The organism is Streptomyces sp. NPDC015127 (genome assembly GCF_043080095.1).
Lineage (GTDB): Bacteria > Actinomycetota > Actinomycetes > Streptomycetales > Streptomycetaceae > Streptomyces.
In genome coordinates this window covers 136962-154830 of sequence record NZ_JBIBVE010000002.1, presented here as the reverse complement: position 1 = coordinate 154830, position 17869 = coordinate 136962, and the positions used below count along the sequence as shown (strand labels likewise).

Sequence of the window (17869 nt, the reverse complement as noted above, 5' to 3'; positions counted from 1 at the left end):
CTCAGACTCCTTCGCCCGGCGTCGCGGGGTGGGCTGCCGCCGTGCGCACGCTGCGGGGACGCATGTCGGTCCAGCGCGCGTCCACGTGGGCGGCGCACTCGTCCTCGGTGCCGCTGAACCCGGCCGGCGTCCAGCCGTCGGGCAGCCGGCGCGCCGCGGGGTACAGCGCGTACTGGTCCTCGTGGTTGACGAGGACTTGGTAGGTGGTGGGCACGACGTCCTCCGGAATCGGGTGGGCGGGCTGGGCGGCTGTCCGGCGCATTCCGGCCGGACGGCCGCCGGGCTCGGTCAGGCGGTGCGGGCCGGTCCGGCCACGTCCTCCCGCAGCAGTCCGGCCAGGTGCTCGAGTACGGGCTCGGGGCGGCGCAGCACGGCGTGGTGGCCGCCCGTGACGCGGTGGACGTGGAAGCCGGCCGTGGTGACCGCGGCCCAGCCGGCCAGGTCCTGCGCGGTGACGGTCTCGTCGCCGTCGGCTCCCCAGGCGTGCACGGGGAGGGGGATCCGGCCGCCTGGGGCATGGGTGTAACTCAGCGACAGCTGCGCGTCCTTGCGGAGCATCTCGACCATCAGCGCCCGCGTGTCCTCGTCCAGGTAGGCGGGGTCCATCCCGGCGGTGTCGAAGAGCTTGTCGAGTTCGTCGTCATCGGCGGAGGCGTCGACGATGCCCCGGCCGGCGCCGTCCCAGTGACCGGGTGCCCGGCAGGCGCTGACGACCAGGGCGGCGGGCGTGACCCGTCGGGCGACCTCGTAGCCGAGCAGCCCGCCGAAGCTGTGCCCGAAGACGACAAGCCGGCGGCCGGCGCCGACGATCGGCCGCAGCTCGGCGGCGATCGCCTCGACGGCCTCGTCGAACGTCTCCGGCATGGGCTCGCGCCAGCGGTTCTCGCGGCCCGGCAGCTGCACGCCGTAGATCTGGGCGACTCCGGCGAGCGCCGGTGTCCAGGCGCGGAACTGCTGGCAGCCCGCGCCGGCCGGCGGCAGGCAGAGCAGGGCCGGAAGGTCCGCGTCGCCGGGTCCGGTCGGCCAGGTGGAGATCCAGGTGCCCATCGCGTCAGGCCCCCTCGGCGGTGAGGACGTGGGCCTGTGCCGCCGCGGCGCCGTCCGCGAGCCGGTCGAGTTCGGCGGCGACGTCCGCGACGGTGGGCCGGGTGAGCAGCTTCCCCAGTGTGATGCGCAGTCCGGTGGTCCGGCGCAGGTCGGCGACGACCCGGGCCGCGGCGAGCGAGTGCCCGCCCAGTTCGAAGAAGTCGGCGTCCGGCCCCGGCACCTCGCGTTCGAGGACGTCGGCCCAGACGGCCATCACCTCGCGCTCGCGTGCCGTGGCGGCGGCCCCCGGTTCCGCTGCCCCTGCCGGGGCGGTGAGTTGGCGGGCGAGCGCGTCGCGGTCGGCCTTGCCGGTGCTGAGGGTGGGGATGCGGTCGACGACGCGGACGGTGGCGGGCACCGCGGCCTCGGGGAGGAGCGTGGCGCAGTGTGCGGCGACCGCGTCGGCCAGGTCCTCGGGCGCGCCGGGGGCGGCGACGACCGCGAGTCCCAGCGACTGGCCTGCGGCGAGGGTGCAGCAGGCGGCGGCGACGACCTCGGGGAGTTCGGCGGCGATCCGCTCCACCTCGCCCAGTTCGATGCGGTGGCCGCGGATCTTCACCTGGTCGTCGCGGCGGCCCCGGTACTCCAGTTCGCCGCCGGCCCGGCGGACCACCAGGTCGCCGGTGCGGTACATCCGGGCACCGCCGCCCTGGAACGGGTCGGGCAGGAACCGGGCGGCGGTGAGGCCGGGCCGGTTGCGGTAGCCGCGGGCCACGGCGGGTCCGCCGAGGTAGAGCTCCCCCTCGATGCCTGCGGCGACCGGGATCAGGTCGTCGTCCAGGACGTACGCCCGGTATCCGGGCAGCGGTCGTCCGATGGTGGTCACGTCGTCACCCCGCTCACTGTCGGCCCAGGTCGCCGCGATGGTGGTCTCCGTCGGTCCGTACACGTTCAGCAGCCGCCGTCCCCGGACGAAGCGTTCGGCGAGCGCCGCCGGGCACGCCTCGCCGGCGACGACGACGACCTCGGCCGCGTCCAGCCCGCCGCCGTGGGCGGCCAGCAGGGAGGGCGTGAGGGACGCGGTGCGCAGTCCGGCGGGCAGCGGTTCGCGGCCCTCGGCGCCGGCGCGGCGCAGCCCGTCGAGGGACAGGTCCACGAGGGCCACGCCCTGGCCGTGGACGAGGTAGAGCAGCGTGCACCAGAGCCAGCCGTCGAAGGCGGGCGAGACGGCGTTGAGGCCGAGGCCGCCGGGCGGCAGGCCCAGGGTGGCGAGGGCGTCGACGAAGGTGTCCAGGCCGCGGTAGGTGACCTCGACTCCCTTGGGCCGGCCGGTGGTTCCTGAGGTGTAGACGACGTAGGCGCAGGCGTCCTGTCCGGGGCGGGCCACGCCGAGCGGGCCGGGCGGGGTGCCGGGCAGCTGCGCCGGGTCGATCGTGCGGACGCCGGTGACGTCGAGCCCCTCGGGGACGTCCGCGGCGACCAGGACGGAGACCTCGGCGTCGCGGAGGACGGAACCGAGCCTTTCGACCGGGTGCGCGGCGTCGAGCGGTACGGCGGTGGCGCCGAGGCTCCAGACGGCGAGGAGTGCCGGCACGCTCTCCCGGGAGCGGCCGAGGAGCAGCCCGACGGCGGTCTCGGGCCCCACGCCGGCGGAGGCGAGCGCGGCCGCTGTGGCGGCGGTACGTGCGGTGAGCGCCGCGTAGGTGAGAGTGCCGTCCTCGGCGCTGACGGCGCGTTCGCCGGGCCGCTCGCGGGTCCAGCGCTCCAGGGCGGCGAACAGCGGCGGCAGCGTGTCTCTGGGCGGTCGGCCGGCGTGCTGGGCGGTCATCCGTCGTTCCTCTCCGGGGTCTGGGCGGTCGCCGGCGCGGTGGCGCGCAGGCGGGGGCCGACGAGCCGGCCCTCGGGTCCCTGGGGCAGCTGCATCGACTTCGTCTCCAGGAACGACTCGACTCCGGCGGTGCCGCACTCGCGGCCGATCCCGGACTGCTTGAAGCCGCCGAAGGGGGCGGCGGGGTTGAAGGCTCCGCCGTTGACGTCGACGAGGCCGGTGCGGAACCGCCGTGCGACGCGCTCGGCGCGGGCGTCGTCCCCGGACCAGACCGCGCCGTGCAGCCCGTAGCGGGTGCCGTTGACGATCCGTACCGCCTGGTCCTCGTCGTCGTACGGGATGACGCACAGCACCGGCCCGAAGATCTCCTCCTGGCCGAGCGTGGACATCGGGTCGACGTCGGCGAAGATCGTGGGCCGGACGTAGTAGCCGGTGTCCAGGCCCTCGGGACGGCCGGGTCCGCCGCGTACCAGGCGGGCGCCCTCCGAGGTGCCGCGCCGGATGTAGTCGTTCACCCGGGCGTGCGCGGCGCCGGTCACGAGCGGGCCGAGGTCGGTGGCCGGGTCGCGGGGGTCGCCGGTGACATAGCCGTCCATGGCCTGTCCGGCGAGCTCCACCGCCTCGTCCTGCCGGTCGCGGGGCACGAGCAGCCGGCTCCACTGCAGGCATGTCTGCCCGGTGTTGAAGAGCACCTGGTCGACGGTGGCGCCGACGGCGGCGGCGAGGTCGGCGTCGTCCAGGACGAGGCTGGCGTTCTTGCCGCCGAGCTCCAGATGGATCCGCTTGATGCCGTCGGCGCCGAGGGCCGAGACCTGACGCCCGGCACGGGTGGATCCGGTCAGGGACACCACGTCGACGAGGGGGTGGGTGACCAGGGCCGTGCCGAGGGTGTCGCCGGTGCCGACGGCCATGTTGACGACGCCGGGCGGCAGATCGGCCTCGGCGAACACCTCGGCGAGGAGGCGGGCGTGCAGCGGCGTCAGCTCGCTCGGCTTGTGGACGACGGTGCAGCCGGCCGCGAGCGCGGGCAGCAGCTTCTGCACCGTGAGCAGCAGCGGGGTGTTCCAGGGGGTGATGCAGGCGGCGACACCGGCGGCCTCCCGCACGACCAGGGAGTGGCCCACGCGCTCCTCGTACGCGTAGGAGGCGGCGGTCTCCACGCAGTGCGCCGCCATGCCGACGGACAGCCCGACGTGGGTGTGCAGGGACACCCGGGAGGGAGCGCCCACCTCGGCGGTGATGACGTCGGCGAACCGCTCGGCGGTGCGCTCCAGGCCCTCGACGACGCGGCGCAGCATGGCGGCCCGCTCCCGTACGGGTGTGGCGGACCACCCGGGGAAGGCCGCGGCGGCGGCACGCACGGCGAGGTCGGCGTCGCGGGCGGTACCGGCGGGCACGGTGGCCAGGGGCGCCTCGGTGCTGGGGTCGGTGACGACGAGCCGGCTGTCGGCGTCGGACGGCGTCCAGCGGCCGCCGATCCACTGGTCGTCGTAGCGGGGCGGCAAGAAGGCCGCGGACGGGTGGGCCGTCGGTGCGGTCAGCACGGTCACGGTGGGTTCCTCACTGAGTCGCTCGATCACTGAATTCGCCCGCGCGCCCCGGCGCCCGGGGCGGCTGTCGCGGCATCGCCCGGCTTTCCTGCCGGGCCGGCGGACCGGGCGTCAGCCCGGAAGACGCCCGACGCGTCGGGCGAGGCGCCCGGCGTGGCCTCGCCCAGGGACGCGGTCCGGCCGCCGGGCCGGGCATCTACCCGTCCACCGGGCGGTACTCGGCGACCGGTTCCGGGCGCAGCACCCTGGTCGGCCCGGGACGCGGTCCGGCCGCCGGGCCGGGCTTCGGGCCTGCCGTCGCCCCGCCCGCGCAGCGGGACTCGGGACCGGGATGCGAGCAGGGCGTCCTGCCGGGCGTCGGGCCCGGAGTCGGCCCGCACCCCTGGCGGGACTTGCGTCTGGGAGACGGGCCGGCCGCCGGACCTGGCATCAGCCGGGAAAGCGGACCGGGTTCCGGTCTGGCCGACAGGCCGAGGTCCTGCCCCGGACGCGGGCCGCGCCTCCGGACGGACCCGGGACCGGGGCCCGGGCCGCGCGTCGGCCCGGGACACGGGCCACGCATCGGACGCGGTGGCAGCCCGGGTCCTGGGCCACCCAACCGGCACGGAACCCCGGGGCGTTGCGCGGGCCGCCGCCCGGGGGTCCGGGCGGGTGCGGCGGGACGGGGCGGGCGTCATGGTCCGCACCCTGCGCGGCGGCCCCCCGGCGGGAGCCACCGGCGCCGGAAGTATCGCGGCGAGCAGTTCGTCCGTCTCCCGGGAGGGCGCCACATCGAGGTCGTCGCGCAACCGGCGCGCGCACAGCTCGTACCAGTTCCGCACACACGCGTGCTCGCCGCGCCGGCCGTGCGCCGTCATCAGCGCGCGGTAGGTCTCCTCGTGGTGCCGGTCGATGCCGAGCGTGCGCCGGCAGATCTCGATCAGGTCCGGGAAGTCGTCGCGCCCGACGGCGTCGGCGCGCAGGACGTCCAGGGCGCGGAGCGCAAGCGACCGCAGGTACTCGCGCTGTTCGACGACCCAGTCGGCGCTCTCCCCGCGCAGGAACTCCCCCGCGTACAGCTCCACCGCCGACCGCAGCTGCTCGCGGGCGCCGGTGCGGTCACCGGCCGCGGCCGCCCGCAGGCCGGTGTGGACCAGCTCCTGGAAGCGGTCCACGTCGGACCAGAGTTCCGCGATGTCCAGGGCGTAGCCGAAGTCACGGTAGTGCAGCCGGATGCCCGACTCGCGCGGGCTGTCGGGGTGCGCGTCGAGGACCCGGCGCAGCCCGTGCGCGGCCACCTTCAGCGAACTGCCGCCCGCCGACGGGTCGGAGCCGGGCCACAGCGCCTCGTACAGCCGGTCGCGCGTGAGCGTCTGGCCACGGTGGATCACGAGGTACTGGAAGAGCCCGCGGGCCTTGCCGGCCCGCCAGTGCCGCACCGGGGCCCCGTTCACGGTCAGTTCGAAGTCGCCCAGGAAGCGGATGCGTACCGCCTGCCGCGCAAAACCGGTCACCGCGGTGGTCATCGCTTCCTCCCGGGGTCCGTCGTATCGCCGTTCTGCCTGCGGCGAGTGTGTTCCCGCGCTCTACAAACGCCCTATACCGGCCGGATCTCGCCTCTGTAGGTCCGTCATAGGGCGGCTGCGCAGACTGAGGCCCATCGGTCCCGGGACCGACGCCGCAGGACGTGTCCGGCCGCGACCGCCCGGACGCGGCCGGCCCGGGCACCCACCGGCTCGCCTCTTCTCCAGCTCCTCGGCTTCCGGCCGCGAATCCCGACTCCGAAATGAGGGCTGCTCCATGACCAGCACCGACTCCCGACTGAAGAAGGTCGTCGTCCTGGGCGGCGGCACGGCCGGCTGGATGACCGCCGCGTATCTCGGCAAGGCTCTCCAGGGCACGGTCGACATCACGGTCCTGGAGGCCCCGACGATCCCGCGGATCGGCGTCGGCGAGGCGACCGTGCCCAATCTGCAGCGCGCGTTCTTCGACTACCTCGGCATCGCCGAGGACGAGTGGATGCGTGAGTGCAATGCCAGCTTCAAGATGGCGGTGCGGTTCGTGAACTGGCGCACGGAGGGCCAGGGCGAGGCGACGGCACGCGAGCTGCCCGACGGCCGGCCCGACCACTTCTACCACCCGTTCGGCCTGCTGCCCGACTACGACCAGACGCCGCTGTCCCACTACTGGTTCAAGCGCAAGCACGAGGGCCGCACCACGGAGCCGTTCGACTACGCCTGCTTCCGCGAGCCCCCGGTGATGGACGCGATGAAGTCGCCGCGCTGGCTCGACGGCCGGTCCGCCACCCGCTACGCCTGGCACTTCGACGCCCAGCTCGTCGCGGACTTCCTGCGCCGCTTCGCCATCGAGAAGCAGGGCATCCACCATGTCCAGGACGAGATGACGGAGGTGCGGCAGGACGAGCGCGGCTTCGTCACGGAGCTGCACACCAAGGGCGGCAGGGTGCTGGACGCCGACCTCTTCGTGGACTGCTCCGGTTTCCGCGGACTGCTGATCAACCAGGCGATGGCGGAGCCGTTCATCGACATGAGCGACCACCTGCTGTGCGACAGCGCGGTCGCCACCGCCGTGCCGCACGACGACGAGGCGGGCGGTGTGGAGCCGTACACCTCCGCTATCGCGATGTCGTCGGGCTGGGCGTGGAAGATCCCGATGCTGGGCCGCTTCGGCACCGGTTACGTCTACTCCAGCAAGTTCACCGAACAGGACGAGGCCACGGCCGAGTTCGCGGCGATGTGGGGCCTGGACCCGGAGAAGACGAAGTTCAACCACATCCGCTTCCGGGTCGGCCGCAACCGCCGGGCGTGGGTGAAGAACGTGGTCGGCATCGGCCTGTCGTCCTGCTTCCTGGAGCCGCTGGAGTCGACCGGGATCTACTTCATCACCGCGGCGATCTACCAGCTGGCCAAGCACTTCCCCGACAAGACCTTCAACCAGGGTCTGATCGACAGCTTCAACCACGAGATCGAGGTGATGTTCGACGACACCCGTGACTTCATCCAGGCGCACTTCTTCTACGCGCCGCGCAACGACACGCCGTTCTGGCAGGCCAACAAGAAGCTGACCCTCCCCGACAACATCCAGCAGAAGATCTCCGCGTACCGGGCGGGGCTGCCCATCAACTCGCCGATCACCGACGAGTCGACGTACTACGGCAACTTCGAGGCCGAGTTCCGCAACTTCTGGACCAACGGCAGCTACTACTGCATCTTCGCCGGCCTGGGCCTGGAGCCGGACGCGCCGCTTCCGGCACTGGCGTACAAGCCCGAGTCCGTGGCGGGCGCGGAGCCGCTGTTCGAGACGGTCAAGCGCCAGCAGCAGAACCTGCTGGAGACGCTGCCCAGCGCCTACGAGTACCTGAAGCACCTGCACGCGTAGGCAGTGGCCGGGACCGGACCGCGCGTCGCCTCCCCCGGTCCCGGCGCCGCACCCCGTGGAAACCACCCACCGGAAAGCAACCGTCAACGGCCCCTGCCCGGGCAAGCCACGGCCCCGTTCAGGCGCCTCCCCTCCCCGGCGCAGATCCGGTGCCTCCCCCGGGCCCCGGCCCTGTCGCCGCTCCCACGGCCCGGCACCCGGCGCAACCCGCCGGGTGCCGGGCCGCACTGCTTCGTCACCCACAGGGAGTCAGACATGCCCAACTCCGCGCCGCACCGGGACGTACCGGGAAGCGACGACAACGAAGGGACGCCCGGGGCCGAGGGCTCCGCCGTCCTCCGGCAGACCGACCTCCGACCCTTCATGGCCGCCTTCCCGTCCGGGGTGTCGGTGGTCACCACGCTCGGCGCCGACGACCGGCCGCGCGGCCTGACGTGCAGTTCACTGGCGAGCGTCGCGCTGGCCCCGCCCACGCTGGTGGTGTGCATACGGACCGCGAGTCCGACGCTCCAGGCCCTGCTCGAACAGGGGCAGTTCGCGCTCAACCTGCTGCACGAGCGGGCCCGCGCGACCTCCGACCTGTTCGCCTCCGGGGCGCCCGACCGCTTCGAGCGCACGGAGTGGCGGCTGCCGCTGGGCGCGAGCGGCCCGCACCTGATCGCGGCCGCCCACGCCATCGCCGACTGCACCGTCGTGAAGACGCTCGCGTTCGGCGACCACACGGCCGTCTTCGCGCAGGCGAGCCGGGTGACGGTGCGCCCCGCCGCGCACCCGCTGCTGTACGGACTGCGCCGTTACGCGGGATGGTCCGACGCTGCCTCCGTGCCGCAGCCGGCGGCGGCGCCCGCACCTCCCGTGCTGCCGTCCGAAGGAGCCGCCGGTGTCCGCCGCTGACCCGCTGCCCGCGCTGCTCGTCGCCGTGCCCGCGGTGATCCTGGCCTGCCAGACGGGCGCGACTCTGCTCAGACGCCTCGGCCAGCCGCCCGTGATCGGCGAGATCGCCATGGGCATCGTGCTCGGCCCCTCGCTCATCGGCTGGCTGTGGCCCGAGGCGCACCACTGGCTGTTTCCGGAGGCGGTCCTCCCGTACACCTCGGTCCTGGGGCAGCTGGGGCTGCTGGCGTTCATGTTTCTCGTCGGCCTGGAACTGGACCTGGGCGCGCTGCGCGGCCACTCCCGGATCGCGGTGGCCGTCAGCACTGCGGGCATGCTGCTTCCGTTGGGCCTCGGCGCGCTGCTGGCCCTCGGCATGTACGGGCAACTCGCCCCGGACGGGGTCGGGTTGATGCCCTTCACCCTGTTCGTGGCGGTGGCCATGAGTGTCACGGCCTTCCCGGTGCTGGCCCGGATCCTGGTGGACCGCGGCCTGTACGGGACACCGCTCGGCACGCTCGCGATGGCCTGCGCGGCGTTCGACGACGTCGCCGCCTGGTGCCTGCTGGCCCTGGTGGTGGCCCTGGCCTCGGCGGGCTCCCCGCTCGACGCGCTCACGACGGCCGGACTCGCGGTGGGCTTCGCCGCCGCCATGGTGCTGGTGGTCCGTCCGCTGCTCGCGCGGTGGGCGGCGGCACGGGCGGACCGGACGAACGACGGGGTGGTGCTGGTCCTGTTGTTCAGCGGCCTGAGCCTGTCGGCGCTCATGACGGACCTCGTGGGGGTGCACACACTGTTCGGGGCCTTCCTGTTCGGCGTCGTCACGCCCCGCGGGCATCGCCGCATCGAGGCGTCGGCGGCCCGGCTGCGCGCCGTGGCGGTCCCGGTGCTGCTGCCGCTCTTCTTCGTGCACACCGGCCTGCGCACGGAGATCGGGGCCCTGGCCGCCGACCCGGTGCAGTGGCTGTGGGCGGGGGCGGTGCTGGCGGTCGCGGTGCTCGGCAAGTGGGGCGGTGCGGCAGGGGCGGCCCGCGCCTGCGGCCGCACCTGGCGTGAGGCCCTGTCGGTCGGCGCCCTGATGAACTGCCGGGGCCTGACGGAGCTGGTGGTGCTGAACATCGGCCTGGAACTGGGGGTGATCGGGCCGGAGCTGTTCACGATGCTGGTCCTGATGGCGCTGATCACCACGGCGGCGACGTCCCCGGCCGTCAGCCGCTTCCAGCCCCCGAAGCCTCCGACACCGGCCCCGACCGCGGCCCCGGCGACGGCGGTCGCGTCCTCGTCGGCCCCGGCACCGCCGACGCCCACGGCGGCCGCGTCCTCGACGTGAGCCACGACGGGGCTCCGCCCGGCCGGTGACCACGGGTTCGCCGGCCGGGCGCGGGGCGGCCCCTGACCCGCGGCGACTCCTCGACCGCTGCCCGCCGACCAGGCCGTTGCCCGTGACGGCCGAGGCAGGCGCACACTGGGACCATGGGCGCTTTCCACGACGACGTCACGGTGATCGCCGATGGCGTCGAGATCGCAGCAACGGCCGACCTGCGCTCCTGGGGCGAACAGGACCCGGAAGCCGGTGGGGCCGAGGGCAGGATCGAGGGGCTGTCCGACTGGAACGGATCGCTCGAGGTGGAGAGCGAGGAGGTCGCCGACACCGTCTTCCATGCGCAGACCTGTCAGCTGCGGATGCCGGACGGTCGCATCGGCGATTTCGTCGTGGGCCGCCGCAGCTTCGACCGTGGCCTGCTGATGATCGAGGGCAGCGGGGACCCTCCCTTCTGAGCCGGCGACCCGAGCGACCGGAGCGACCTGACCCGCCGTCACGCGCGCCGGAATGGCGGGAGCGGCCGGGCGCCCGGGCCGGAGCGGGCCGCCCGTGGGGTCCGAGATGCTTTTGTCACGGATTGAAGCAAGCTGTACCGTGAGCCTCATGAGCGAGACCGCGCCCGCCGAGACCGCGCCCGCCGAGCAGGTCGACCCCGCCCTGCCGCCCGCACCGGGCGCCGATCAGTACCCCGCGCTCGATCTGGCCAACAGCGCCGTCACCCTGCCCGGCGGCCAGTCCCTCGACCTGCTCGGCACGCCGGCCACCGCGTCACGGTGGCTGGCCGAGCGCGGCCTCGCCCCGCAGAGCGCCGGACTGCAGGAGATCTGCGCGGCGCGGGTGCGGTCCCTGCGCGAACAGGTGCGCGCCCTGCTCGCCTCCCGGGTCGTCGGCCAGCCGGCCCCTCCCGCGGCGCTGGCAGCCGTCAACGACGCGCTCAGCCGCGTCCCCACGGCCTCCCTCCTCCACTGGGACGCGGCCCGGGGCCTGCACCGGACCGCCGCGCATCCCGTCGACCAGATCGTCGACCACGCCCTGGGCGTCCTCGCCGCGAACGCGGCCGACCTGCTCACCGGCCCCGACGCGGACCGCCTCGCCGCCTGCGACTCCACTCCCTGCAACCGCTACCTGCTGCGCACGGGGCGCCGCCACTGGTGCTCGGTCCGGTGCGGCGACCGTGCCCGCGCGGCCCGCGCCTACGCCCGCCGCACCCAGTCCGCGGCCGACTGAGCACGGACGCGAAACACCCCGCCCGACCACCCACTGAGGCCCCTCCGCACCCGCGGAGGGGCCTCAACACTTCCCCCACCTCACGTTAAGACTTGCCGCCATCCGTGAGAACCAGCTACGGTCACTTCACGGATAACCGCTATCTCAACCGTGAGGTGTTTTGATGACCGGTACCCAGACGCCCTCCGCGCAGGTCCCCGTCCGCGTCTTCGGCGGCCCGACCGCCCTCATCGAGTACGGCGGCCTGCGGTTCCTCACCGACCCGACCTTCGATGCCCCCCGCGCCTACGACTCGGGCCTCACCAAGACGGCCCCGTCCGCCGCCTCTCCCGCCGACCTCGGCCGCATCGACGTGGTCCTGCTCTCCCACGACGAGCACGACGACAACCTCGACGCCTCCGGCCGGGCCCTGCTCGCCGACGTCCCGCTCACCCTCACCACCCCCGGCGGCGCGGCCCGCCTGGGCGGCAACGCCCGGGGCCTTGCGGACTGGGAGGCGGTCGAACTGGACCGCCCCGACGGCGGAACGATCACGGTGACGGGCGTGCCCGCCCTGCACGGCCCCGGGGACCGCGCGGAGCTCGAACCGATCGTCGGCCAGGTCGTCGGATTCGTCCTGACCGGGGACGGCCTGCCCACGGTCTACGTCAGCGGGGACAACGCCCAGCTCGGCCTGGTCAAGGAGATCGCCGGACGCTTCGGCCCGGTCGACACCGCCGTCCTCTTCGCCGGCGCGGTCCGCACCGCCATCCTCGACCACGCGCTGCTCACCCTGGACAGTGCGCAGGCCGCCGAAGCCGCCCAGATCCTCGGCGCGCGCCAGATCGTCCCCGTCCACTTCGACAGCTGGGCCCACTTCACCGAGGGCCGCGACGAGCTGGTGAACGCCTTCGGCGCGGCAGGGCTGTTGGATCGCGTCGACCTGGCCTGACCCGGTTGCGCGAGCGGCGGCCACGAGAGGACCGACCGGGGCGTGCGCGGCCGTTGCTGCTCGCCGCGGCCGAGCGGCACTGCACCGTGCACGCCTACCGGGACGCCGCCGCGCCGGCGCGGCGGGCACTCGCCGTCTGGCCGGAGGATGCCGACCCGGACGCCCGGATCACCACGCTGGAGCGCATGGCGGACTGTGCCGAGTTGTGCGGGAAGCTCGAGTCGGCCGTGGCGGTGTGGACCGACGTCGCCCGGCTTCGCCGCTCCCGGGGCGAGATCGCGCCTGCCGCGTCGGCGCATCGCAGACCGGCCAACGCCGCCGGGCTGCTGGGTGACCGGCCGCGCGCGGTCACCGAGCGGGAGAGCGCGACCGACGCGTACGCGGCGGCGGGCATGCGCGGTGAAGCGGCGGCGGAACGCCCGTCGACGCCACGTGGTTCCTGGAGGAGAAGGCGATCCCGGCCGACCACTGTCAGTACTTCTGAACGCCGGTCCCGCCGGACGCACCGCCCTGTCCGGACGGACAGGGCGGACCCGCGCCGTCGTTCACGGCGAGAAGAACATCACCCGGGGCGATTAGGTTAGGCTAAGCTAAGTGGATCCGGAGCCGCCGCGCCGTCGGCAGCATGCCGGCGCCCATCGGTCCTCCGGCCGCCGGTTCAGGGCGCGCGCATGGGGTCCGGACTCGGTGGACATGTCATCAGGGGAGGAGATCACCCATGGGCCTGCCGGCCATCGGCTCCTACCCCATGCCCGACCGCTCCGCGATCCCTCCCTCCTGCGTCCCCTGGACCATCGACCCGGCACGGGCCGCGCTGTTGGTCCACGACATGCAGAACCACTTCGTCCAGGCGTTCCCGGCGGGGCGTTCCCCCGTCGTGGAGCTCGTCGACAACATCGCCGCCCTGCGCGAACTCGCGGCCACACTCGGCATGCCGGTCGTCTTCAGCGCCGAGCCGGCCGCTCAACGGCCCGAGCAGCGCGGACTGCTGGCCGACGTATGGGGCCCGGGAATCGGCCGCGAGCCCGACGCCGCCGCGATCGTCGCGCCGCTCGCTCCACGGCCCGGAGAGCACCTGCTGGCCAACGTGCGCCACAACGCCTTCCTCCGCAGCCATCTCGGCCGACTGCTCCACTCCACGGGCCGGGACCAGCTGATCCTCTGTGGTGTGTACGCGCATCTCGGTGTCCTGCTGACCGCGGCGGACGCCTTCATGCACGACATACAGCCCTTCGTCGTCGCCGACGCCGTGGCCGACTTCTCCGCCGAGGAACACTCCATGGCGCTGCGGTGGGCCGCACGCAGCGGCGTGGTGTGCACCACCGACGCACTGCTGCGCGACCTCCTGATCGGCAGGTCCACACGCGGCGCATGACGGCACATCACACATCCGGCCGGGAAGCGGCCGGCACCGAGCAGGCACGAGGAGAGACGAAGGAACATGACGGTACGGGTCGCGGTGGCCGGAGCGAGCGGCTACGCCGGCGGGGAGATCCTGCGCCTGCTGGTGACACACCCCGAGGTGGAGATCGGCGTGGTCGCCGCACACAGCAGCGCGGGCCGCACGCTCGGGGAGGTGCAGCCGCACCTGGCCGCGCTCGCGGACCGGGTGCTCGTGGAGACCTCGGCCGCGTCGTTGCGCGGACACGACGTGGTGTTCCTGGCACTGCCGCACGGGCAGTCCGCCGCGTTGGTCGAGCAGTTGCCTCCCGAGACCCTGATCGTGGACTGCGGCGCCGACTTCCGGCTGCGTGACGCGGCGGACTGGGAGCGGTTCTACGGCTCGGCCCATGCCGGCACCTGGCCCTACGGTCTGCCCGAACTACCGGGCGCACGCGCCGAGTTGAAGGGAGCGGCCCGCGTCGCCGTGCCCGGCTGCTATCCGACCGCGGTGACCCTGGCGCTGTTCCCGGCGTTCGCCGCGGGCCTCGTGGAGCCGGATGCCGTGATCGTGGCCGCGAGCGGCGCCTCGGGAGCGGGCCGTGCGGCCAAGGCCCACCTGCTCGGCTCCGAGGTGATGGGCGCGATGAGCCCGTACGGAGTCGGCGGTGGCCACCGGCACACGCCCGAACTGACGCAGAACCTGTCGCGGGTGGCGGGCGAGCACGTGACCGTGTCCTTCACGCCCACTCTGGCGCCGATGGCCCGGGGCATCCTCGCCACCTGCTCGGCGCGTGTACGTCCGGCCGGCACCGGCCCGCGCGAGGTGCGGGCCGCGTACGAAGCCGCCTACGCCGACGAGCCGTTCGTCCGGCTCCTGCCGGACGGCCAATGGCCGTCCACCGCCGCCGTCCTCGGGTCGAACACCGCGCAGGTGCAGGTGACGGTGGACGAGCAGGCCGGTCGCCTGATCGCCGTGAGCGCCATCGACAACCTGACGAAGGGCACCGCGGGTGGCGCGGTGCAGAGCATGAATGTCGCCCTGGGCCTGCCGGAAGGGCTGGGCCTTCCCACGAATGGAGTGGCCCCGTGACCGTGACCGCTGCACAGGGATTCCTCGCGAGCGGTGTGGCCGCCGGGATAAAGGAGTCCGGTGATCCCGACCTTGCCCTGGTGGTGAACAGTGGCCCGTCGCGCGCGGCGGCCGGGGTGTTCACCTCCAACCGGGTCCAGGCCGCCCCCGTCCGCTGGTCCCGGCGGGTGCTGGCAGACGGCCGGATCTCCGCCGTCGTCCTCAACTCCGGTGGCGCCAACGCCTGTACGGGGCCCGCGGGCGCCGACGACACGCGGGTGACGGCCGAGCGGACGGCGCGGGCCGTGGGAACAGCCGCGGACGAGGTCGCGGTGTGCTCCACCGGCCTCATCGGCGTGCGGCTGCCGATGGACCGGGTCACGGCGGGCATCGACGCCGCCGCCGCACGGCTGTCGCCCGAAGGGGGCGAGGACGCGGCCGTCGCCATCAAGACGACGGACTCGGTGCACAAGACGGCGGTGGCGTCCGGCCCGGGCGGCTGGACGGTGGGCGGTATGGCGAAGGGCGCGGGCATGCTCGCGCCCGGCCTGGCCACCATGCTCGTGGTGCTCACGACGGACGCGGAGGTGAGCGCGCCGGACCTCGACTCCGCGCTGCGGGAGGCGGTCCGTACGACCTTCGACCGGGTGGACTCGGACGGCTGCATGTCCACGAACGACACCGTGCTGCTGCTCGCGTCGGGCGCCTCGGGGGTGACACCGGATCCGGCCGCCTTCGCCGCGGCGGTGCACACGGTGTGCCTGGACCTGGCACGGCAGTTGGTCGCGGACGCGGAGGGCGCCTCGAAGGAGATCGAGGTGGAGGTCGTCGGCGCGGCGTCGGAGGGGGACGCCGTGACGGTGGGCCGCTCGGTGGCCAGGAACAACCTGCTCAAGTGCGCTCTGCACGGGGAGGACCCGAATTGGGGCAGGGTGCTGTCGGCGATCGGTACGACGGATGCCGTGTTCGACCCGGACCGCCTGGACGTGGCCATCAACGATGTGTGGGTGTGCCGGGACGGCGCGGCGGGTGAGTCGCGCGACAAGGTCGACCTGTCGGGGCGCCGGATCAGGGTCACGGTCGATCTGCGCTCCGGTGACGCGTCGGCGGTGATCTGGACCAATGACCTGACCGCCGAGTACGTCCACGAGAACAGCGCGTACAGCTCATGAGCGCGGAGGAATCGCACCTGGAGGCGTTCCGGGGCCGGACGGTCGTGATCAAGTTCGGTGGCAACGCCATGGTGGACGAGGACCTGAAGCGGACGTTCGCCCAGGATGTCGTGGAGCTGTGGCGCGCGGGGCTGCGCCCGGTGGTCGTGCACGGCGGCGGACCGCAGATCAGCGCGTTGCTCGAACGGCTCGATCTGGAGGTCCGCTTCGAGGCGGGACTGCGGGTCACCACTCCGGAGATCATGGACGTGGTCCGGATGGTGCTGACGGGCCGGGTCCAGCGGGAGCTGGTGGGCCTCATCAACCACCACGGGCCGTTCGCCGTGGGGATGACCGGCGAGGACGCGCACACCATGACGGCCGTGCGGCGGGTGGCATGGGTGGACGGCGAACCGGTGGACATCGGGCAGGTCGGCGACATCACCGAGGTGAATCCGCAAACCGTGCGCGCTCTGCTGGACCAGGGCCGCATCCCCGTGGTCTCCCCCGTGGCGCGGGGCGCGGACGGGCAGGTCTACAACATCAACGCCGATCTGGCGGCGTCAGCGCTGGCGGTGGCTCTCGACGCGGAGAAGCTGGTCATGCTGACCGACGTCGAGGGCCTGTACGCGAACTGGCCCCACAGCCCCGAGGTGATCGCCCATCTGACGGCCGGTGAGCTGGAGAAGCTGCTGCCGGAATTGGCGAGCGGGATGCTCCCCAAGATGGAGGGCTGCCTGCGGGCCGTCCAGTCGGGCGTGCGCATGGCGCACGTCCTGGACGGCCGGGTGCCCCACTCCGTGGTGCGGGGCGTCTTCACCCACGACAGCTCCGGGACCACCGTGGTTCCGGACCCGCAGGAGGAGCACGCATGACCGTCGGCCATGACGAGGCGCTCCTGGCCGCTGCCGAGGAGGACCGCCCGCTGCTCACCGACCGCTGGCGCGCCGTGATGATGGACACCTACGGCACTCCCCCACTGGCTCTGGTCAGGGGCGAGGGGAGCACCGTATGGGACGAGTCCGGGCGCGCGTACCTCGACTTCACCGGCGGGATCGCCGTGAACACACTCGGGCACGCCCATCCCGCCGTGGTGTCGGCGGTGAGCGCCCAGATCGCCGGGCTCGGTCACGTCTCCAACCTGTACGTCTCCGAGCCTCCGGTCGCACTGGCGGAGCGCCTGCTGCGGCTGCTGGGAAGACAAGGTCGTGTGTTCTTCTCCAACTCCGGGACGGAGGCGATCGAGGCGGCCTTCAAGATCGCCCGTCGGACCGGGCGTCCCCATGTGGCCGCGGCCCAGGGCGGTTTCCACGGCCGGACGATGGGAGCGCTCGCCCTCACCGGGCAGCCCGCGAAACGCGCACCCTTTCTGCCGCTGCCCGGCGAGGTGACCCATGTGCCCTTCGGTGATGTGGCGGCGCTGCGGGCAGCGGTCACGGAGGAGACGGCGGCCGTATTCATCGAGCCGGTGCAGGGCGAGGCCGGGGTGATTCCGGCACCCGAGGGGTACCTGCGGGCGGCCCGTGAGATCACCCGGGCCACCGGCACGCTCCTGGTGCTGGACGAGGTGCAGACGGGAATCGGTCGCACCGGACGGTGGTTCGCGCATCAGGCGGTGGACGGCGCCGACCCCGATGTGGTGGTCCTGGCCAAGGGGCTGGGAGGCGGTCTGCCGATCGGCGCCACGGTGGCGTTCGGTACCGCGGCGGACCTGCTGACACCGGGGCAGCACGGTTCCACCTTCGGCGGCAATCCGGTGGCGTGTGCGGCCGGCATCGCCGTACTCGACACCATCGAGGCGCAGGGGCTGCTCGCTCATGTCACGTGTGTGGGCGAGCGGTTGCGGCGCGGTGTCGAGGAACTGGGGCATCCCCGCGTGAGCCATGTGCGGGGCGTGGGCCTGCTGCTCGGCGTCGTCCTCGCCGAACCGGTCGCGCCGCGCGTGCAGAAGGCCGCGCAGGACGCGGGTTTCCTGGTCAACGCCACGGGCCCCACGACGCTGCGGCTGGCTCCGGCGCTGACGGTCGGCGAGGCGCAGGTGGACGCTCTGCTCGCGGCGTTGCCGGGCGTTCTCGACGCCTGACAAGGGCGTCACGCAGGAGGGGCTGGTCCGGAGGCGTTCCGGACCA

The 17869-nt window shown here is 73.6% G+C and carries 16 protein-coding genes; 11 read left to right on the top strand and 5 right to left on the bottom strand.

Annotated elements, in window-relative coordinates; all coding sequences use genetic code 11:
• Position 1 precedes the first annotated feature (1 nt).
• From ACF08N_RS04040 to ACF08N_RS04020, 5 genes are all read right to left on the bottom strand, one after another.
• On the bottom strand, positions 2–214 hold the full coding sequence (locus ACF08N_RS04040; RefSeq protein ID WP_392323006.1) for an MbtH family protein: 213 nt from the start codon (positions 212–214) through the stop codon (positions 2–4).
• Positions 215–288: 74 nt separating this feature from the next.
• Positions 289–1047 carry a thioesterase II family protein gene (locus ACF08N_RS04035; protein ID WP_392323005.1) on the bottom strand — a complete coding sequence of 253 codons (759 nt, stop codon included), beginning with the start codon at positions 1045–1047 and terminating at the stop codon, positions 289–291.
• A 4-nt stretch (positions 1048–1051) separates the two neighbouring features.
• Positions 1052–2854 (bottom strand): non-ribosomal peptide synthetase, encoded by a 1803-nt coding sequence (locus ACF08N_RS04030; RefSeq protein WP_392323004.1) that lies wholly within the window; start codon positions 2852–2854, stop codon positions 1052–1054.
• Positions 2851–4404: an aldehyde dehydrogenase family protein gene (locus ACF08N_RS04025; RefSeq protein ID WP_392323003.1), complete on the bottom strand. Its 1554-nt coding sequence runs from the start codon at positions 4402–4404 to the stop codon at positions 2851–2853. The genes ACF08N_RS04030 and ACF08N_RS04025 overlap by 4 nt, the downstream gene beginning before the upstream one ends.
• A gap of 26 nt (positions 4405–4430) precedes the next feature.
• Positions 4431–5909, bottom strand: coding sequence for a BTAD domain-containing putative transcriptional regulator (locus tag ACF08N_RS04020; RefSeq protein WP_392323002.1), 1479 nt, complete (start codon positions 5907–5909; stop codon positions 4431–4433).
• A 274-nt stretch (positions 5910–6183) separates the two neighbouring features.
• Between ACF08N_RS04020 and ACF08N_RS04015 the strand changes: the two genes are divergently transcribed.
• From ACF08N_RS04015 to ACF08N_RS03965, 11 genes are all read left to right on the top strand, one after another.
• Positions 6184–7782: a tryptophan halogenase family protein gene (locus ACF08N_RS04015; RefSeq protein WP_392323001.1), complete on the top strand. Its 1599-nt coding sequence runs from the start codon at positions 6184–6186 to the stop codon at positions 7780–7782.
• 255 nt (positions 7783–8037) lie between these two features.
• Positions 8038–8676 carry a flavin reductase family protein gene (locus tag ACF08N_RS04010; protein WP_392323000.1) on the top strand — a complete coding sequence of 213 codons (639 nt, stop codon included), beginning with the start codon at positions 8038–8040 and terminating at the stop codon, positions 8674–8676.
• A complete protein-coding gene (locus tag ACF08N_RS04005; RefSeq protein ID WP_392322999.1) occupies positions 8663–9985 on the top strand; it encodes a cation:proton antiporter in 1323 nt (440 codons plus the stop codon). The genes ACF08N_RS04010 and ACF08N_RS04005 overlap by 14 nt, the downstream gene beginning before the upstream one ends.
• A 143-nt stretch (positions 9986–10128) precedes the next feature.
• Positions 10129–10434: a hypothetical protein gene (locus ACF08N_RS04000; RefSeq protein WP_392322998.1), complete on the top strand. Its 306-nt coding sequence runs from the start codon at positions 10129–10131 to the stop codon at positions 10432–10434.
• 148 nt (positions 10435–10582) lie between these two features.
• The gene (locus ACF08N_RS03995) at positions 10583–11206 is read left to right on the top strand and encodes a CGNR zinc finger domain-containing protein (protein WP_392322997.1); all 624 of its coding nucleotides are present in this window, start codon (positions 10583–10585) and stop codon (positions 11204–11206) included.
• A gap of 163 nt (positions 11207–11369) precedes the next feature.
• The gene (locus ACF08N_RS03990; protein WP_392322996.1) at positions 11370–12137 is read left to right on the top strand and encodes an MBL fold metallo-hydrolase; all 768 of its coding nucleotides are present in this window, start codon (positions 11370–11372) and stop codon (positions 12135–12137) included.
• A gap of 718 nt (positions 12138–12855) precedes the next feature.
• A complete protein-coding gene (locus ACF08N_RS03985) occupies positions 12856–13512 on the top strand; it encodes an isochorismatase family protein (RefSeq protein WP_392322995.1) in 657 nt (218 codons plus the stop codon).
• Between the two features lie 66 nt (positions 13513–13578).
• Complete coding sequence (gene argC / locus ACF08N_RS03980) at positions 13579–14610, top strand: N-acetyl-gamma-glutamyl-phosphate reductase (RefSeq protein ID WP_392322994.1); 1032 nt, start codon at positions 13579–13581, stop codon at positions 14608–14610.
• Complete coding sequence (gene argJ, locus ACF08N_RS03975; protein WP_392322993.1) at positions 14607–15761, top strand: bifunctional glutamate N-acetyltransferase/amino-acid acetyltransferase ArgJ; 1155 nt, start codon at positions 14607–14609, stop codon at positions 15759–15761. The genes argC and argJ overlap by 4 nt, the downstream gene beginning before the upstream one ends.
• Positions 15758–16615: an acetylglutamate kinase gene (argB, locus tag ACF08N_RS03970; RefSeq protein WP_392322992.1), complete on the top strand. Its 858-nt coding sequence runs from the start codon at positions 15758–15760 to the stop codon at positions 16613–16615. The genes argJ and argB overlap by 4 nt, the downstream gene beginning before the upstream one ends.
• A complete protein-coding gene (locus ACF08N_RS03965; RefSeq protein ID WP_392322991.1) occupies positions 16612–17823 on the top strand; it encodes an acetylornithine transaminase in 1212 nt (403 codons plus the stop codon). The genes argB and ACF08N_RS03965 overlap by 4 nt, the downstream gene beginning before the upstream one ends.
• The last annotated feature ends 46 nt before the right edge of the window (positions 17824–17869 follow it).